The sequence below is a fragment of the Mucilaginibacter aureus genome (assembly GCF_053514885.1).
The window spans coordinates 2,337,084-2,354,978 of the sequence record NZ_CP170601.1 but is presented as its reverse complement, the minus strand read 5'-3'; the positions used below and the strand labels follow the sequence as shown (position 1 = coordinate 2,354,978).

Below are 17,895 nucleotides of genomic sequence, written 5' to 3'. Positions count from 1 at the left end.
TTTGATTTTAAAATCATATTGAAATATATTATATTGCGTAATATATTTCAATATGGATCTTACCGGTGTAAAAGAGGTTGTCGATCAATCCGCTAAAGTTATTAATTGGTGCCTGTACCTAACCGGCGGCAGTATAGTAACCTTATTGGGCAGTACTTATATAAGGCCCATCGGTAAAAAAATTAAACTCTCTTATTTCCTTTTTTTATTGGGATGGATATTTTTAGGGATAGCGTTTAAATACGGATCCGATTTAGGCAACAAAACCGCCAGCCTCGCATTAGAAAAAAACACCGATTCCCGCTCTATCGATCTTATCATCCAAATTCATAGCGACTATTCGGCACAGCTATCGTATTTTAACCTTGCATTATACACTTTTGGTGCATGGCTTGTTATTTATTTATTGTGGTTTATTTTTAGTTTGCCGGTTAAAAAATACAACCGCTAATTACCCCATTGATATCCACACAGCATTGCATAAAAAATGCCACGTTAAAGTGGCACCCATTATTACCCAGCCATTGTTTGTGTTATCACCAACAATATACTCTTTTCGTCCACCCTTCTATCCTCCCCAACTTGTTCATAACAAAAGCTTGGTTATTTAATATGATATCTGTTATATTAGCAATATTATAAGTCTCAAGCTAATAAAACCAATGATTACAAAACCATTCTGTGCCGGGCGCCCGCCTGCAACAAATTTTTATTGTCCAATTTTAAAACATCTAACCAATTCTTTAAAAAATGAAAAGATCAGTATTCGCTGCAGCACTGCTGTTAGTAGTCGCATTATTTGTAATAAAAAATACATCATTTAACTCGCCGGCAAAATATGTTGCTGTGAGCAAGCAAATCACGCATCCGGCAAACCATAAAATGGCGGTCGCCAAACATGCCGGTGTTTTCAGGTTTGCATCAAACCAGGCCAGGCCCGATGATTTTGACGAGCTTTGGATCTCTGGTAATGATTGTGCCGATTCAAATGCCATGTACAACACTTTTGATGCCCATGTAGTCGGCGGCACCCCACCGTACACTTATGTATGGGGCTATGGTTCATGGAACACACCAAATACCTATACCGAAGTGGGTTATACAGCTACCATCCATTTAGCTACCCAGCCGGGTATGTATTTACAGCTTTGGGTAACCGATTCTACCGGCCTTACTACCGGCTGGGACGGGATGACCTTTTACGATTGTAATTAAGCACCCCGGGTGTAACATTGTAAGCTGCGAGATGAATAATCAATGCCGCCTGTAACAGGGCGGCATTGTTATTAATAGTTGCCCCCGCCCATTGTTGGTGTTATCACGACAGGTGTTCGGAAAATAAAAAAAGGTAGAGGCTTGGTGCGATTCCCCTCTTGAGAGGGGGGGAGGGGTGTGTCCTTTTTAACGCAAAATAACACATCCCCGCCACCACACTACCTTACGCACCCCTTCTCAAGAAGGGAGTTTTGATGGCAAACCTAATCTTCAGAACACCTGTGGTATTATCCCCAACAATACAATCCCCCCAATCTATCACACTATTTACATTGGCACGCACAATACCTTCATATATTGTTTGTTATATTTGAGTAGATGAAGCGTTGCCCAAAATATCTGTTTGCTTTTGGCTTATTGCTGATCACTGTATCAGTAAGGGCAGCTTCGATATTGATCCCCATGGACGAGGCGCAAAAGGATCATTTAAAATCGTACGGACTGGCTTTTTGGGTGCTCAAAAACGGAGGCGAAGTTGATTGGCTGCTTAACTATCGCGGCGGCAGTTTTATGTGCAAATACGAAAAAAAGACCGAAGACGAATGCAAGGTCCGCGGCATCAGCGCCGAAGTAATTGCCGACGCCAAAGCCAATGAAATTGTGACCCAGATAAGCGACCCATCGGTAAACATGGAAGTGGTAAAGTTGGAAAAAGCGCCCCGCATGGCCGTATACTCACCCAAAATTGGCGTTTTACCTTCCGACGATGCCGTGATATTGGTTTTAAAATATGCCGAAATACCTTTCGATATTATTTATGATGAAGAGATCCTGAAGGGTGAGCTCACTAAATACGATTGGCTGCACCTGCACCACGAAGATTTTACCGGGCAATACAGTAAACAGTCTTTTCGCGGCCGGGCCCAGTCGCGGTTTATGGAAGACAAGGCTACGCAGGAAGCCACGGCCCGCCGCATGGGCTTTAAAAAAGTATCAAAAATGAAACTGGCCGTTGCGGAGCGTATTAAAGATTTTTGCACCAACGGCGGCTTTTTACTGGCCATGTGTTCGGGTGCCGATAGTTTTGACATAGCCCTGGCCGCCGCCAATACCGATATTTGCGAAGCTGTATACGATGGCGATGATACCGACCCTAACGCGCAGGCCAAGCTCGACTTTAGTCAAACGCTCGCCTTTCAAAATTTCACGGTAAACGGGGGCTTTGGGCGCCAGTTTAGTGATATTGACGATGGCCCTACCCGCCACATCCCGCAAGACGAAGACTTTTTTACCTTGTTTGATTTTTCGGCCAAATGGGATGTGGTAGCCAGTATGCTTACGCAGGATCATGAACGGGTGATCAAGGGCTTTAAAGGTTTAGCCACCGCCTTTAACGAAAGTAAGCTTAAACCTTATGTTACTATTTTAGGCGAGTTAAAGCGCGCCAACGAGGCACGTTATATTCATGGCGAGTACGGCAAAGGGCAATGGACATTTTATGGCGGCCATGATCCTGAAGATTATCAGCACGGTTTTAACGAACCCCCAACCGACCTTACCCTGCATCCCAATTCGCCGGGCTACCGGTTGATATTAAACAATGTACTTTTCCCGGCAGCAAAAAAGAAAAAGCAAAAAACCTGACCGGCTTAAAGCAATGGCTTTACATACGGTGTGATCTGATCTTTCCAAATAGTATAGCCTTTGCCGTTTAAATGCACCCCGTCGTAAGTTAGTCCGGGCCCCAATAGGTGCGGAAACAGATCGATATAGGTAATTTTATGCGCAAGGCAATACTGTTTTATTTTGGCATTGTAAGCCATTATTTTAGTGGTATTACCTTGATCAACCACCGGCATGATCGATTGAAAATAAATGGTTCTCCCTTTTAATTCGTTCACAACCTTGTTGATATTGCTAACTGTTGTATCAGCCGGTATGCCGTTGGTCACATCATTAACGCCTATCATAGCAAAAACCGTTTTCGGAATATGATTTAATGATTTTACAACCTTAAGCAGATCATACGATGTATTACCGCCTATCCCCCTGTTTTTAATTTTCGTAGTTCCGAACATTTCATTTAAAGGAAAGCCCGCGGTTTCGCTGTCGCCTATAAAAAGTACATCATCATCGCTAAAAGGCATCATGTTGAACATTTCTTTTTGCGTACTTATTAATTTTACTTTGTTAAAGGTATAGGTAACAAGCGAATCATTTTTCACTTCGTGGGATGGTTTTTTATAGTAAAAATGCTTGGCTACAAAAAATACATTAAGCAGTAACGATAACACCAGGATAATTTTTTTCATGAGCTAAATTTAGAAAATTTCCCGCTCTAAAACCCCTGCTATCCAAAAATTGACAGGGGTTTCTGTTATTGCCTTATTTACCGTGATTTCCACATTAAAATACAGTGATATCACCCGGCATTATCTGTTTATACCTGCATACCTTTACATAAACACTTCCGGGTAACCGTTTAATTGTTTTATAAGTGAGTTAATAGAAATCACAAAAAGCTATGCCGCGAGGGCATAGCTTTTTGATTTTAATACCGCCTGCAATTTAAGTTCCCGCAATCCGGTTGGTGATATCCGCACATCTTTAAGGTGTTATTGGCCTATTTCGTTATTGGGCATTGCTGTACCTTTACGCCGCGCTTATATGAGCATCTTCATGCTCTCATTAAGGGTAAATAGAAAATTGATAAAGTCGTACCGCGAGGGTGTGACTTTATTTTTTAGCGCCATTTACTGTGCTTCGTCGCATTTCTTTTTGCTGCAGGTTTGATTGCAAACATGGTGCTTTTTAGCCGGCTTGTCTGGTGGCACAGATAAGATGTATGCGCCTCCGGTTATCATGATGAGCAAGACTAATGTTTTCATAATGGCAGGTTTTGATACTCATAAGACGCAGCAAATTTCAAATAGTTACCACTTTTTTTCAAAACCTCTCTTTTTTAACATTTCAGCATTTTACAGTCGTTAACAGATAGGTGTTATCTGCACATCCGTTGGGTGTTATTTACATACTTACTAAGGTTAACCACCCCCCATTTTTGTTAAAAAAAACCGCACAATGAAAAATCAAATTTTAGTGGCTTGCATGATCATCGGATTATTGGTCACAACCAACAACAGTTTCTCAAAAACTTATAAGGCTCCAACTTACGAAAGCGTTATCGACGATTATATCGATAGCTATGTTAATTCAAACTTTAAAAAGCTCGATAAAGTGCTTAGCGACGATGTGCGCATTAAAATGCCCCGTGCCGAAAAGGTGATCGTTCAGTATAAATCCGATTTGGTTGAACGCATGAAAGCCGACGCCACCAAACAGGATTGCACCAGCGAATATGAAATTATTGCCAAAAGCGACGCGATCATATTAGCAAGGGTCGATTTCCAGTACGCCAATTTTAAACAACAAAATTTCATCACCATGGAAAAGAACGAAAATAACGAGTGGAAAATAACCCAGGTGTGCAGGCTGTTTAAAAACAATGATCAGGCTTCGGGCACAGTTCCGGCCGTGGCTACAGCTAATTAGCATTTTATTTTACAATGTTGAGTAACTTTATGCTTTAAAAAGCATCTTATACTTAACTAATCAATTTAATTAATATCACCCTTTTAGGGTGATATTTTTATTATAAAATAGGCTTTAATTTATGGCCGTCTACTGCTGTAATATTAAGGCCTGTTGTTAATATATGTTCGCACAACTTAAAAGTAACTTAACTGTACATGGTATAATTAAACTGTTATTGGTAGCAGTATGCCTTTTTTGTTGCTCCACTTTTAAGGCCCTTGCTCAAAAATACACGTTTACACATTATGATATTGAAGACGGCCTGATACAATCGCAGGTAAATACCCTAAGTCAGGATCCATCGCACCGTTTATGGATGGGTACACTTGGTGGGGCCTGCCGGTTTGACGGTAAAGATTTTACAGCATTTTCTAAAGAAAACGGCCTGTTAAACAACTTTGTATACACCGTTTTATGCGATCGCGAAAACCGGGTATGGTTTGGCACACACATGGGCCTTGCCTGCTATTGCAAAAAAAAGTTAACCAATTACCCCATTCCTGCAGGTATTAAGCATAGTTGGGTAACCAATATTGTAGAAGATGGTGCCGGCACCATTTGGCTGATGATGGAGGGTAAACTGTTTAAGGTAACCGGCAACACGTTACAAAAGGTAACAATTACCGGCGCTGCCGATTTTAGTTTAACCTATATCACCGTAAACCGCTCGGGTGTTTTGTGTGCCAGTGTTTTTCAAAAAGGGCTTTATTTTTTAAATGGCAATACCTGGGCAAATATCATCCCGCTCGAGGGCGAATACAAAAACCTGGTTATCCGGTGGATACTGTTTGACAAGCTAAACCATGCCAAGGCTTATTTTATAGCCAACAACAAACTGTATGTATACACCGGCGCTGGCATAAATCCGTACCCCGACGCCGAACTTAATCAAACTAAAACCGCCCTGCTTTGTGTTGAACAGGATGCCCGTGGCGATCTCTGGATCGGATCGTCAAGCGGTGTTTATCGCGTAAAAAACAAACAGCTCATCCATTTTACCTCCCAAAACGGCCTTACCGATGCTGCCATACCCAATATTTATTGTGATAACGATGGCAATTTATGGTTTGCAAGCTGGGGCGGCGGTATTTATAAATACGAGGGTAATACTTATATCGTTTTTGATCAGTCGCAAGGCATAAGCAGCGCGCAAACCATTATGGGTTTAACCCTCGATAAGCAAAACCGGATATGGCTGGCTACCGATGGCAGCGGCGTGATGCAATTTGATGGTAAACAGTTTAAAAATATTGATCTGCCCACTAAAAATTTTAATGTTAAAAAAGTACAATGTATCTATACCGACAGGAGCAATAACATTTGGATAGGGAGCTCATTAGGTGGTTTGTGGAAGTACAATGGCTATAGTTATACCATGGTGCCCGCAAGCGACGAACGTATTGCCAATGCGTTAACACAGGATAACGAAGGCACGATATGGATGGCATCGCCTTATGGCTGTTTTTATTACAGTAATAATGCCCTCAGGCACGTTGATGATTTTAATGGTTTTACAACCTCATTACTGGCACTCGGCAAAGACTCCGTATTAGTAGGTACGCAAAATGGGGTCAAACTTCTTTTAAATAAAAAACTGGTACCCGGTTTTAAAATTGGTGTATTAGAATCGTCGAATATACTGTGTATGATCAAATATCATAACAAAGTGATGTTCGGCACCGGCGATTGGGGTTTATTTGTTTGGGATACCACAACCGGGAGCATCAAAAATTACAACGTAAAAAACGGCTTCAACTCAAATGCCATCTATAATTTAGTTGCCGATAAAAGCGGTATTATCTGGGCCGGTACGGGCCGGGGCATAAACCGTATTGTACCCTTACCAAACGGATTTGATTTTTCAATTGTAGGCAGCGGCAATTCAAAAGAAATTATTGCCGAGGCTAACGAAAATTCGGTACTCTATTTTGATGATAAGATCTGGATGGGCACCACCAAAGGACTGATCATCTACAATGCGGCCAAACCACCAATGCACAGTTCAAGCCCGCATATTATCATCCAATCCGTAAACCTGTTCACGCGCGATCATATCAGGTCCATGGCCGATACGCAGGGAGCCCGCATTCCTTATAATCAAAATCACCTGGCCATATCGTTTTTGGGCGTTTATTTAAAAAACCCGCGCGATGTATCGTATCAGTACAAACTAACGGGCCATGATGATAATTTTTGTGCACCTATAAAAAACACCGTTGTTGATTACCCTTCGCTGCCGCCCGGTAAATATACCTTTCAGGTAAAGGCCCTTACCTCAACCGGCCTGCAATCAGGCAATACAGCGCAGTTTGCATTCGAAATTGTACCTCCATTTTACCAAACCTGGATATTTACGCTGTTATCGTTGCTGTCATTTGTTTTGCTGGGCATATTGATGCAAACCTACATGCATAGGCGCAAGCTACGGGCCGTACGTATCGTCGACAACATCAAACGTGAAGAAAAACAAAAGATAAGGAAGCAAACCGCCGAAGATTTTCATGATGACCTTGGCAACAAATTAACACGTATCACCGTCTTATCTGATATACTGGCTGCCAAACTTAATAAAAGCGAAACCGAAGAGAAAAAGCTGGTTGACCAGATAAAACAAAATGCCGAAGCGCTTTATAATGGTACTAAAGATATTTTATGGGCGTTAGATCCTAAAAGCGATAATTTATACGAAATATTAACGCACATTAAGCTATTTGGTATCGAGTTTTTTCATGATACCCCTATAACTTTTGAAATTGATGAGATTGACACCTCTTTTAACCGTATCAAATTGCCTTTGGAGTATTGCCGTAACATGACGCTGATATACAAAGAACTTTTAAATAATATAATGAAGCATTCGGGTGCAAGCCGGGTACATTTAACAGTTAGCGAAATTAAAAATAATGAGATGCGCATTTTGCTCACTGATAACGGAAAGGGTTTTGATGCCGATACCACAGCCGTAGGACATGGTATAAACAATATAAAAAACAGGGCCGCACGTATTGATGGCCAGATTACGATACGATCGCATCTTAATACAGGCACTACGGTTATTTTAACACTTAAATTAAAAAAAAATTGACGTCACAACACCATGGATAACAGCGACAGTATCAGGATAGTAATTATTGAAGATGACCAGGTCATTCGTGAAGGATATGCATTTTTGATCGACCAGAGCGAGGGCTATGAAGTTATCAGTACCTATCCCTCATTTGACGACGCAGTAAAAAAAATTGTAGCAGATGCTCCCGAAGTTATTCTGCTGGATATTGAATTACCGGGTACCAACGGTATAGAAGCCATCCCCAGGCTCAAAAAGATGCTGCCATTGGTGCATATATTAATATTAACGGTATACGAATCCGAAAAACTGATATTTGACGCCTTATCAAACGGTGCATCGGGTTATTTAACAAAAAATACACCCGCAACCAAGATCATCGAATCTATTAAAGAAGTAAAACAGGGCGGCGGCCCCATGAGCGTTAATATTGCCCGTGTGGTGATCAACTCGTTTCAGCGCAATCAAAACTCCCCCCTTTCAAAACGCGAAACCCAGATATTAGAATTGATCTGTAACGGTAAGAGCCGCACACAAATAGCTAACGATTTATTTATAGATCTCGAAACCGTACGCAGCCACATTAAAAATATCTACATTAAACTTGATGTTAATTCGCGTGCCGACGCTATTAAAACCGCGCGCGATAACAGGCTGATATAAGCAGCGGTTTAAAAGCGCCACGATCTGTAAAAACTTTCGCAGTTATTAAAAAATAGTGATAATCGCCTATCTCAAATAGCCATTATCCATTATATGCAAAAATCCCCCTAAGCGGGTGATACCGCTACCTATACATTTAGTTTACCTTTGAAGCGTACAAAAAGCCGTAGCTATTGTAACCATCTGTCACAGATCCGCCCAATAACTGACCAAAACTAATTTATTATTTAATAACAAGTTTTAACCTGTTAAATGGTTGTTTCTGTACATCTATGAAAATAAAACACGTAACGATTTTTGTGAAAGACATGGGCGAAGCCGTAGATTTTTTTACTAAAAAACTCGGTTTTACTCCGGCCGGCAATGATACATCTGATCAGCAGGGCGATGAGGTACCTATCCGCATCAGCGATACCGATCAATATTTTAACCTGGTTGCCGATAAAAGTAAAACCGGCTTTAAAACCCGGGTTATTTTAAATACCGAAGACTGCCTTAAAGATTATCATCATTTAAAAACCCAGGGTATTGATTTTAAAAACCAGCCTCAATACCTCGATACAGGTTTATGTGCCGAGTTTAACGATAACTATGGCAACGAGTACATTTTGCTGGAAGAAAGAAATTATGATGAACTGTAAAATTTGATGCGATGGATTACCAAAGAACCTTAAAAAACAATAATAAAATTTTGAGCGAAACCCGTGCACATCGTCTTCAAACGCAGTGCAGTAACGATTTTAGTTTAAAATTTGCGCTGAGCGGTAATGAATTATACCAGGTTAACCGGCGCGAACTGTGTATTTATCCCGACTCATTTTTAATGCTGAACAAAGGCACCCTTTATACCAGCAAAATTGATTCGGATATGCCGGTCGAGTCGTTTTCAATTACATTTGACGAGGGCTTTTTACACGATTTTCGCAATGCTTACAGTTCTTCTGCAACTAAATTATTAGACTCGCCCCACCACCCTGCCGGCGATTTTAATATTGATTTTAACGAAACCATTTATCCTTTTGCAGGCGATATGCGGTTTAACATACAGCATTTAAAACATCACCTTGACAATGGCTTACAGGATGAACTGCTGATAAACGAATATTTACACCATTGCCTTATTAACTATCATAAAGTATGCACTCAGGAAGTATATGACAAAGCCGATAAATTAAATTTTACCAACAAGAGCACCCGTGTTGAGATATTAAAAAGACTCAATCTGGCCAAAGATTTCATGTACAGTAATTATAATAAAAACATCGCGCTCGAAGAACTGGGCCACCATGCATGTTTATCCGTCAATCACCTTTTGCGTACATTTAAACAGGCATTTAACATATCTCCGCATCAGTTTTTAATACAACTGCGCTTACAGCGTGCCCGCTTCATACTTAAAACTACTCCCTACAGTATCAACGAAATTGTATGCATGGTAGGGTTTGAATGCCCAAGTTCATTCATCAGGCTTTTTAAAAACAAATATGCCGTTACCCCTCAAAAATACAGGCAAGCCGTTGCCTAATTAAATATACAATGGCAGGTAACAAAATTGCGTGATATGCCGCTGTTACCTGCCATTTAAACTCTCCGGCACACTGATAACTCATCTATTTAATGTCATAAATATGCCTAAATCACCAAGTAGGTGATTTCCGCATATTGCACCGAGGCGTGATTTGTTAATATTACGGTTTTGTAATCTCACATATAACTGACGTCATGAACAAGTATGTACTTATTATTAAGTCTCCGCCGTAAATTCTGCAATCAACACTCAATTGATATACAGATAATGTAAAGCCTTCTTCAAGGCTGATTTTAACCTCAATAAAAATAACATGAAACAAAAATTACTTATGCTACTATTGCTTTTTGCAATAGCCACAAAAGGCGCGTCTGCGCAAAGCAGAACACTTACCGGTAAAGTAACAGGAGCCGATGACGGCCAAACCTTACCAGGTGTATCTGTTAAAGTACAGGGTACTTCCATCGGCACACAAACCGATGCACAAGGCCAATTTAAAATTAATGCGCCCGAAACGGCCAAATCGTTAACTTTTAGCTACCTGGGCTATTCAAGCCAAACTGTAACCATTGGTACAAAAACCACATTTAATATCACTTTATCTACAGATTCTAAAACGCTGGGCGAAGTTGTTGTGGTAGGTTACGGTACCAAAACAGTACGCGAGCTTACCGGCTCAATAGGCCACATTGCCGGTACTAAAGTATCTGAACAGCCTGTTGAAAACTTTGAAAAAGCATTGAGCGGCAAAATTGCAGGTGTGCAGGTATCAAGCTCGGGCGGTACGCTTGCCGATGGTGTGAGCATCCGTATCCGCGGCACCAACTCTATCTCGTCAGCTAACTACCCTTTATATGTTATTGATGGTGTACCTATGACCGCCGGCGATAACCTGAGCACATTTAATGGCGGTAACGGTACCCGTTTTGATCCGCTCGCATTGATCAATCCAAGCGATATCGAATCTATCGATGTTTTAAAGGATGCCGGTGCAACTGCCATCTATGGTTCGCGCGGCGCAAATGGTGTGGTTATCATCACTACCAAAAAAGGTAAAGCCGGTACATCAAAGATCTCTTTCGATTCAAGAAGCAGCTGGGCAACTCCGTCAAAAAGGCCTAACTTATTAAACGGCGATGATTTTAATACCATCAACAACGAAAAAGTACAAAACCGCTGGCCATTTAACGGCCCTGTTGCTGTTAACAGCGATGTTGATGGTGATGGGCAGCCAGACCGTACCGACTGGATGAAACTGATCTATAAAACCGGTTTCCAAAGCGATAACTCAATCTCTGCTTCGGGCGGTACCGAAAAAACCAGCTTTTTCGGTTCAGTTCGTTATGCCGATCAAAATGGTATCCTGTTTGGTAACAGGCTGCGCACCGCACAGGTAAGGTTAAATGTTGAGGCCAGCCCTAACAAATATGTTCATGGCGGCGTTAATTTATCATACTCGCATGCACAAAACGACGGTGTGTTAACCGATGCCTACCTTGCCGGTTTAGCAATTTCGGGTTATAACGCGTTTCCAACTGTTGCGGCTTACAATCCAAACGGAACCGCCGGACAAGGTGGTTACAACCTTACCAGTGCAGCTACAGCTCAGGAAGGTGGCGTTGGCTTTTTAGGTTTAGGTAATAACAAGTTATATGTAAAAACTACGGCAACCGGTGCTGCAACACAATACCTTATTGGTAACAAAATAAGCAACCCGTTGGCTGCTGCCGTGTTAAACAGAAACCAGCTGACTCCTGAAGAAATTTTAGGCAATGCTTACCTGGATATTAAACCGATCAGGGGTTTAACTTTAACTACACGCTTTGGTGTTGATCTGCAAAAAGATTTTGAAGACCAGTACGGCAACCCTGCTGTTTCGGGTTTAGGTTCATCATATAATGGCCTGGTGCAAGATCAATACATCACCAAAACCCAGTGGAACTGGCAAAACTATTTATCATTCGATCGTACATTCGGCCTGCATAGGGTAACATTTACCGGTGGTGGCGAATACCAGTACAATGACAGCAGGTTCACCTACGCTTCGGCCGAAAACTTTGCCGATCCGTTCTTTACCAATATCATTACAAATGCTTATTCTGGCGCGCCTCCGGGCTCTGCCCTTATCGATCTTTCTTCTGATGGTAATCTTACTAAGTGGGGCATCGAATCATATTTCGCACGTTTAGGTTATACCTTTAACGACAGGTACTCGGTTGAAGCTTCGTTTCGTGAAGATGCTTACTCTGGCTTTGGTACAAACTACAGGTGGGGTAAATTCCCAAGCCTTTCGTTAGGCTGGATCGTATCTGAAGAAAGCTTCCTGAAAAACAACAAATACATTAACTACCTAAAAATAAGAGGTAGCGTTGGTAAAACCGGTAATCAGGCCGGGGTTGGTGCTTATGCTGCTCGTACCTTATACGCAGGTGGTTTATATGCCAACTTAAACGGATTTTCGAGCAGCCAGTTAGGCAATGCCGATTTACGTTGGGAAACGCAAACCAAAACAGATATCGGCTTTAACATGAGCGTTTTAAACAGCCGTATTAACATCGATTTTGATTACTTTAATAATAATGTTGGCGGTTTAATACTTGCGGCACCAGTGTTATATACAGTAGGTGTACCCAACTCATCTATCACTACAAACATTGGGTCGATGTATAACCGTGGTTTCGAAGCAACCATCAACACAGTTAACATCAAAAATAAGGACTTTACCTGGACCTCGTCTTTCAACTACACACACGTAACCAATAAAGTTACCGATCTGGTAGCTGTTACAGGTAACACCGATATAACCTCGGCTAATACTGTTGCCAGCGTTGGCCGCCCTTTGGGTACTTATAAAATGTACAATTGGGCCGGTGTTGATCCTAAAAACGGATATCCAATGTGGTATACCGCTAACGGTACCATTAAAGAGTTTAACCAGGTTACCCAGGGTTATCAATTATTGGATGGCACGGCAACAACTAACCTAACTGCGGCAGATCAGTACTATCAGGAAGGTAAAACCGGTACACCTACATGGTATGGTGGTTTTGATAATACCCTTACTTATAAACAATTTGATCTTAATTTCTCATTTGTTTACTCTGGTGGTAACTACATTTATAACAGCACCTTATCAGGCTTGTTAACCAACCAGTTTCAAAATAACGATGCAAGGATATTGAACAGGTGGACAACTCCCGGTCAGGTCACAGATATCCCACGCTTAAACAGTATCGACCAAACAGCTAACCAGGCATCTACACGGTTTTTAGAAAGCGGCAACTATGCCCGTTTAAGAACTTTGGCCTTAGGTTACAGGTTTAACCCTGATCTGATCAAGCAAATCGGGTTTTCAAATATCAGGTTATCGGCCCAGCTATATAACGTGTTTACTATCACCAAATACAGCGGCATAGATCCTGAAGTTAACAGCAACCGGAACAACACCAACATAGCTACAGGTTATGATAACCGTGCTGTTCCGCAACCGCGCACATTTACGCTGGCTGTAAACGCTTCATTTTAATAACATTAAATACAAGAAAAATGAAATTGAATAAATATAAAATTGGCACACTGGCATTAACGGCCGCGTTCGCCTTCATTACGAGCTCATGCCGTAAACAGCTTTTCCAGGATCCGGTAAATAGTTTGTCTCCGAGCTCGGCTTTTGCAAGTGCCGACAGGGCTGAAAAAGCATCAGTTGGTATGTATGATCAATTGCAAAATTTAAACTTTTTTGGTGGCCGCGTATTAATTTATGTGGATTGCCGCGGTATTGATATGAACCCGCCATCCTATTTTGCCCCGCTGCCAACATTTGTAAACGAAACAGCAAGCGAGACTTATACTGGCCAGGCCTGGGCGGGCGCTTACCGTACCATTGGTGAAGCCAACTTGTTTTTAGCCAACGTAGCAGGTGCCAGCGGCGTTCCTGCAGCTAAAATAGATCAGTACACCGGCGAGGCCAAATTTATACGCTCGTTATGTTACTTTTATTTAGTTAACATGTGGGCTCAGCCTTATAACTTTACTGCCGGTGCAACACACCCTGGGGTACCGTTGGTATTAACCAGCTCAAGCTCGCCCTTTGATCCATCGAACGCTGTACCAAGAGCTACCGTAGCAGCAGTGTACAACCAAATGGAAGCTGATCTGTTAGATGCAGAAGCTAAATTACCGCTTAACTACGGCGACCCGGCTTTCTCTAACGTGGCAAGGGCAACCAAAGGTGCCGCCAGGGGTTTATTGGCACGTTTATACCTTTATAAAGGTGATTATGCCAAAGCTAACACTTATGCCGATAAGATCATCAACACTGCCGCACCTGATAACTATGTATTAAATAACGACCCGTTAACTGCTTTCCGTACCTTTACCACCCGCGAAAGCATATTTTCGGTGGCGATGAATGGTGCCGATAACCCCAACACCAATAATGCACTGGGCCAGCACTACAATCCTACCAAACGCGGCGATATCCAGTTAAGCTCTGATTTTATCGGGTTAATGGATATAACCAAAGATCTTCGTTATAAAAACCTGGTTCTTCCTTCAGGTACGGCTTATTACAGCAACAAATACTTAAACACTAACGATTGGGTTCCGGTGTTAAGGTATGCCGAAATTTTGCTGATCAAAGCAGAAGCTTTAGCTAACCTGAATGCTACCGCCGTTGCTGATCCGGTTGCTACATCTCTGGTTAACGAGGTTAGGGCAAGATCACAGGCTTCGGCCATTGCTCCTGTTACCAAGGCCGATCAGATCGCTGCAATTTTAACCGAAAGAAGAATTGAGCTTGCCTTTGAGGGCCAGGCAGAATTTGACTTTTTACGTACCGGCCGTGGTATACCTGCACATGGTGCAGCTACCGCCCAGGCATACGGATCTAACTATGTTGTTTTAGCTATTCCTAAATACGACACTGATAAAAATCCGAACCTGGTTCAAAACCCGGGCTATTAATTAAGATAACGCTTAATAAAAAAAAGCTGCACCCTTTTAAAGGTGCAGCTTTTTTTATGATATATTGTTAAATTAAACACCGGCTTAATGCGCTGTAAAACAACAACATATCTGCAAATGCTTCAACATCGGCACTATTGGTGACTTTCGCCTATCAGCAATGTGCTTTGAATTCTATTTTTGAATTACCAAGTTTTTTCATTTCGGAAATTAATTGGAACAGTTAAGTTAATAGATTAAGAAAGTCAGTTGCGCGAGGCAGCTGGCTTTTTCTTTTTTTAAAGAGGTTTATAGCGGTTAACACTTTACTTCTTTTTTCTTTTTGCCTATACCGTTTTTGTTTTTCACCTTCATAATATACTCAATCGCGTCGGGCACTTTACACGCGGTGCCGTTCATATCAACCGTTACCACCCCTATTCTTTTTGCTATTGCTATAGCTTCATCGCTTAACGACACTACGTAACTACCAACAGCTATCACAAACCCATTCATTTTTTGCCTTACCCGGTTAGGTGCCGTGTGGATAGTTCTTTCTATCCGCTCCAGCAGGCTTTTAATGTGCGGGATATCCAATTTCTCATCTGCCGTAAGGGCAACATGGCAACTCAACGTCGACCAGCCTGCCGCCATAATGTGTGGTTCGGCAGCGTCTATCCATTCCAAAGCTAACTCGTAACCATATTTACCCTGCGATGCTACCCAGGGTACCGTATACTCATTAATATTATTTGATAATGCTACATTAACCCACCCCTGTAGGTCGGCTTTGGTCATCCGGTCATCATCGGTGATCAATCCCGCAAGGTACATGGCATCGGCGTTACCCGTAGCATACAAACCTTTCGCCAGTTCGTAGTTCTTTTTTACTGTTTTCTGTATCTTTTTCAGGTGCTCTATCTTCACACCAAAAAACGGCTCCAGTATACCGTGTTTCAACCATATCTTTTTAACACTGTCGCTCCCGTTGGCTCGCAGGTCGTCCATAATTTCATCTACTGTTGGCATGGCTCTTTTGCTGATTGTTGACATAAAGATAAATGATTTGCAGCTAAAAAAACTACTATCCCATTTATGCTAAACATTAAGCGTTATTTACACCAAAGTTATCCTGAGCCTCACTTTAAGATCATCAAAAACTGCTTTATCTGATCGTTAAAGGCATTTATCGCAATAAAGCACATTAGGTAATGCTATTGAAAACCGGGTACCGGCATACATGCCCGTGCCTAACCAAATTGTAACGCTACAGTCTAAGGTCTATCTTTAAACATCTAATTTGAACCCCTTAGTATACCATGACATTATCTGCTATTAAACGCCTTGCCGTATTAGGCATTGCAGCCTTAACCATTACCGCCTTCCATACTGCCGAAAAAGATGGCTGGCAATCAAAATTTGTTACCCTTAACGGTGATGGTTCCCTCACCTACCACCCCGACAAGGATGGTGCTACCCTGCCCGATTTTAGCCTGGTGGGTTATCACCAGAACGATATAGCCATACCCGATGTACCGGTTGTAAAAACCATCGATGCGCCAAAAGATGGCGACGCGGGCCAGTTGATACAGAATGCTATCGACGAAGTATCTAAACGTACACCCGATGCCAATGGCTTCCGTGGTACTTTGCTGCTAAAAAAAGGCACTTATAAAGTTGCCGGGCAGCTTTTTGTTAAAGCCGATGGTGTTATTTTACGTGGTGAAGGCGACGATAAAAATGGCACGCGGGTTATAGCAGCAGGCACCGGCCAGCGCACTTTTCTTAATGTAGAAGGCACGGGTTCGATTCGGGAAGTGAACGGCTCACGGGTAAAAATTACCGACAGCTTTGTACCCGTAGGTACCAAATCGTTCAACGTCGAATCGGCAGCCGGTTTTAAGGTTGGCGATAAAGTTATCCTGTTCCGTCCCAGCCCCCAAAACTGGATACACGATCTGAAGATGGACCAGATAGTAGAGCGTCAGGGTACCAAACAATGGCAACCAGGCGAATACGACATGCACTACGAACGCGTGATCACTAAAATTGAAGGCAACAAGGTATTTATTGATAACCCGGTGGTGATGCAACTGGAAACCAAATACGGTGGCGGCGCCTTGTATAAATACACTTTTGATACCCGCATACAAGAGGTTGGTGTGGAACGTATTTATTTCGAATCGGAATACGCAAACGATACGGATGAGAACCACGGCTGGATAGCTGTTGGTTTTAAAGATGTGGCCAATGGCTGGGTACGTAACGTAACGGCACGATATTATGGTTATGCCTGCGTTAGTTTGGAGGGCGGTACCCGCAACATTACCGTAACCGAAAGCAAATGCGTTGATGCCAAGTCGCAGATCACCGGTGGCCGCCGCTACTCATTTAACAACACCGGCCAGCTCAACCTGTTTATGAACTGCCATGCCGAAGACGGCCGCCACGATTATGTTACCGGTGCACGTGTTTGTGGTCCAAACGTATTTTACAACAGCACCGCCAAAAACGAGCATGCCGATATTGGTCCGCACCATCGCTGGTCGTCGGGTACGTTATATGATAACATAGTAACCGATGGCGAAATTAATGTGCAGGACCGCGGCTATATGGGCAGCGGACACGGTTGGAGCGGCGTTACACAAATACTGTGGAATTGTACGGCCAAAAAAGCGGCTGTACAAAAACCATGGGTTAGCGGCACCAATTATTGTATCGGCTTCCACGGCACCGAAGATGCCGGACATTTTAAGGACCGCTGGGCCGGCGAATGGGAAGGTCGTGATAAAGATGGCTTACAGCCGCAATCGTTGTACATGGCGCAGTTGAATGCCAGGCATGCGGGGAAATAGATTAAATAAAAAGGCCGGGGCATAAACCC

Annotated in this window: 14 protein-coding genes; 11 read left to right on the top strand and 3 right to left on the bottom strand. The window is 42.4% G+C overall.

From position 1 onward, the window contains the following. The first annotated feature begins 52 nt into the window (after positions 1–52). The 3 genes from ACFGVR_RS09905 to ACFGVR_RS09895 all read left to right on the top strand — a co-directional run bounded on the left by ACFGVR_RS09905 (position 53) and on the right by ACFGVR_RS09895 (position 2,859). Positions 53–451, top strand: coding sequence for a hypothetical protein (locus tag ACFGVR_RS09905; protein WP_448702655.1), 399 nt, complete (start codon positions 53–55; stop codon positions 449–451). A 299-nt stretch (positions 452–750) separates the two neighbouring features. After that, positions 751–1,215, top strand: a complete 465-nt coding sequence (locus ACFGVR_RS09900; protein WP_448702654.1) for a hypothetical protein — start codon at positions 751–753, stop codon at positions 1,213–1,215. 378 nt (positions 1,216–1,593) lie between these two features. Further along, positions 1,594–2,859: an asparagine synthetase B gene (locus ACFGVR_RS09895; RefSeq protein ID WP_448702653.1), complete on the top strand. Its 1,266-nt coding sequence runs from the start codon at positions 1,594–1,596 to the stop codon at positions 2,857–2,859. Between the two features lie 5 nt (positions 2,860–2,864). On the opposite strand, the gene ACFGVR_RS09890 is transcribed toward ACFGVR_RS09895, so the two are convergent. Both ACFGVR_RS09890 and ACFGVR_RS09885 read right to left on the bottom strand, forming a co-directional pair. Continuing rightward, the gene (locus ACFGVR_RS09890; protein ID WP_448702652.1) at positions 2,865–3,527 is read right to left on the bottom strand and encodes a GDSL-type esterase/lipase family protein; all 663 of its coding nucleotides are present in this window, start codon (positions 3,525–3,527) and stop codon (positions 2,865–2,867) included. Between the two features lie 441 nt (positions 3,528–3,968). Continuing rightward, on the bottom strand, positions 3,969–4,103 hold the full coding sequence (locus ACFGVR_RS09885; RefSeq protein ID WP_448702651.1) for a hypothetical protein: 135 nt from the start codon (positions 4,101–4,103) through the stop codon (positions 3,969–3,971). A gap of 193 nt (positions 4,104–4,296) precedes the next feature. Here ACFGVR_RS09885 and ACFGVR_RS09880 point away from each other — a divergent pair, with 193 nt between their 5' ends. The 7 genes from ACFGVR_RS09880 to ACFGVR_RS09850 all read left to right on the top strand — a co-directional run bounded on the left by ACFGVR_RS09880 (position 4,297) and on the right by ACFGVR_RS09850 (position 15,032). Beyond that, positions 4,297–4,767, top strand: coding sequence for a nuclear transport factor 2 family protein (locus ACFGVR_RS09880; RefSeq protein WP_448702650.1), 471 nt, complete (start codon positions 4,297–4,299; stop codon positions 4,765–4,767). Between the two features lie 163 nt (positions 4,768–4,930). Further along, positions 4,931–7,894 carry a ligand-binding sensor domain-containing protein gene (locus ACFGVR_RS09875; protein WP_448702649.1) on the top strand — a complete coding sequence of 988 codons (2,964 nt, stop codon included), beginning with the start codon at positions 4,931–4,933 and terminating at the stop codon, positions 7,892–7,894. Positions 7,895–7,906: 12 nt separating this feature from the next. After that, positions 7,907–8,539: a response regulator gene (locus tag ACFGVR_RS09870; RefSeq protein WP_448702648.1), complete on the top strand. Its 633-nt coding sequence runs from the start codon at positions 7,907–7,909 to the stop codon at positions 8,537–8,539. 272 nt (positions 8,540–8,811) lie between these two features. Beyond that, a complete protein-coding gene (locus ACFGVR_RS09865; protein ID WP_448702647.1) occupies positions 8,812–9,180 on the top strand; it encodes a VOC family protein in 369 nt (122 codons plus the stop codon). A gap of 11 nt (positions 9,181–9,191) precedes the next feature. Continuing rightward, positions 9,192–10,064 (top strand): helix-turn-helix transcriptional regulator, encoded by an 873-nt coding sequence (locus ACFGVR_RS09860; RefSeq protein WP_448702646.1) that lies wholly within the window; start codon positions 9,192–9,194, stop codon positions 10,062–10,064. A 316-nt stretch (positions 10,065–10,380) separates the two neighbouring features. After that, entirely contained in the window at positions 10,381–13,593 is a 3,213-nt protein-coding gene (locus ACFGVR_RS09855; protein ID WP_448702645.1) for a SusC/RagA family TonB-linked outer membrane protein, read from the top strand. Positions 13,594–13,613: 20 nt separating this feature from the next. Further along, a complete protein-coding gene (locus ACFGVR_RS09850; RefSeq protein ID WP_448702644.1) occupies positions 13,614–15,032 on the top strand; it encodes a RagB/SusD family nutrient uptake outer membrane protein in 1,419 nt (472 codons plus the stop codon). Positions 15,033–15,329: 297 nt separating this feature from the next. On the opposite strand, the gene ACFGVR_RS09845 is transcribed toward ACFGVR_RS09850, so the two are convergent. Further along, positions 15,330–16,064 (bottom strand): DNA alkylation repair protein, encoded by a 735-nt coding sequence (locus ACFGVR_RS09845; protein ID WP_448702643.1) that lies wholly within the window; start codon positions 16,062–16,064, stop codon positions 15,330–15,332. A gap of 266 nt (positions 16,065–16,330) precedes the next feature. Here ACFGVR_RS09845 and ACFGVR_RS09840 point away from each other — a divergent pair, with 266 nt between their 5' ends. Continuing rightward, positions 16,331–17,866: a hypothetical protein gene (locus ACFGVR_RS09840; RefSeq protein ID WP_448702642.1), complete on the top strand. Its 1,536-nt coding sequence runs from the start codon at positions 16,331–16,333 to the stop codon at positions 17,864–17,866. Positions 17,867–17,895 lie beyond the last annotated feature (29 nt).

Excerpts from the sequence above, each read along its gene's own strand:
- ACFGVR_RS09905 (WP_448702655.1), top strand. The coding sequence starts at position 53 with ATGGATCTTACCGGTGTAAAAGAGGTTGTCGATCAATCCGCTAAAGTT.
- ACFGVR_RS09900 (WP_448702654.1), top strand. The coding sequence starts at position 751 with ATGAAAAGATCAGTATTCGCTGCAGCACTGCTGTTAGTAGTCGCATTA.
- ACFGVR_RS09895 (WP_448702653.1), top strand. The coding sequence starts at position 1,594 with ATGAAGCGTTGCCCAAAATATCTGTTTGCTTTTGGCTTATTGCTGATC.
- ACFGVR_RS09890 (WP_448702652.1), bottom strand. The coding sequence starts at position 3,527 with ATGAAAAAAATTATCCTGGTGTTATCGTTACTGCTTAATGTATTTTTT.
- ACFGVR_RS09885 (WP_448702651.1), bottom strand. The coding sequence starts at position 4,103 with ATGAAAACATTAGTCTTGCTCATCATGATAACCGGAGGCGCATACATC.
- ACFGVR_RS09880 (WP_448702650.1), top strand. The coding sequence starts at position 4,297 with ATGAAAAATCAAATTTTAGTGGCTTGCATGATCATCGGATTATTGGTC.
- ACFGVR_RS09875 (WP_448702649.1), top strand. The coding sequence starts at position 4,931 with ATGTTCGCACAACTTAAAAGTAACTTAACTGTACATGGTATAATTAAA.
- ACFGVR_RS09870 (WP_448702648.1), top strand. The coding sequence starts at position 7,907 with ATGGATAACAGCGACAGTATCAGGATAGTAATTATTGAAGATGACCAG.
- ACFGVR_RS09865 (WP_448702647.1), top strand. The coding sequence starts at position 8,812 with ATGAAAATAAAACACGTAACGATTTTTGTGAAAGACATGGGCGAAGCC.
- ACFGVR_RS09860 (WP_448702646.1), top strand. The coding sequence starts at position 9,192 with ATGGATTACCAAAGAACCTTAAAAAACAATAATAAAATTTTGAGCGAA.
- ACFGVR_RS09855 (WP_448702645.1), top strand. The coding sequence starts at position 10,381 with ATGAAACAAAAATTACTTATGCTACTATTGCTTTTTGCAATAGCCACA.
- ACFGVR_RS09850 (WP_448702644.1), top strand. The coding sequence starts at position 13,614 with ATGAAATTGAATAAATATAAAATTGGCACACTGGCATTAACGGCCGCG.
- ACFGVR_RS09845 (WP_448702643.1), bottom strand. The coding sequence starts at position 16,064 with ATGTCAACAATCAGCAAAAGAGCCATGCCAACAGTAGATGAAATTATG.
- ACFGVR_RS09840 (WP_448702642.1), top strand. The coding sequence starts at position 16,331 with ATGACATTATCTGCTATTAAACGCCTTGCCGTATTAGGCATTGCAGCC.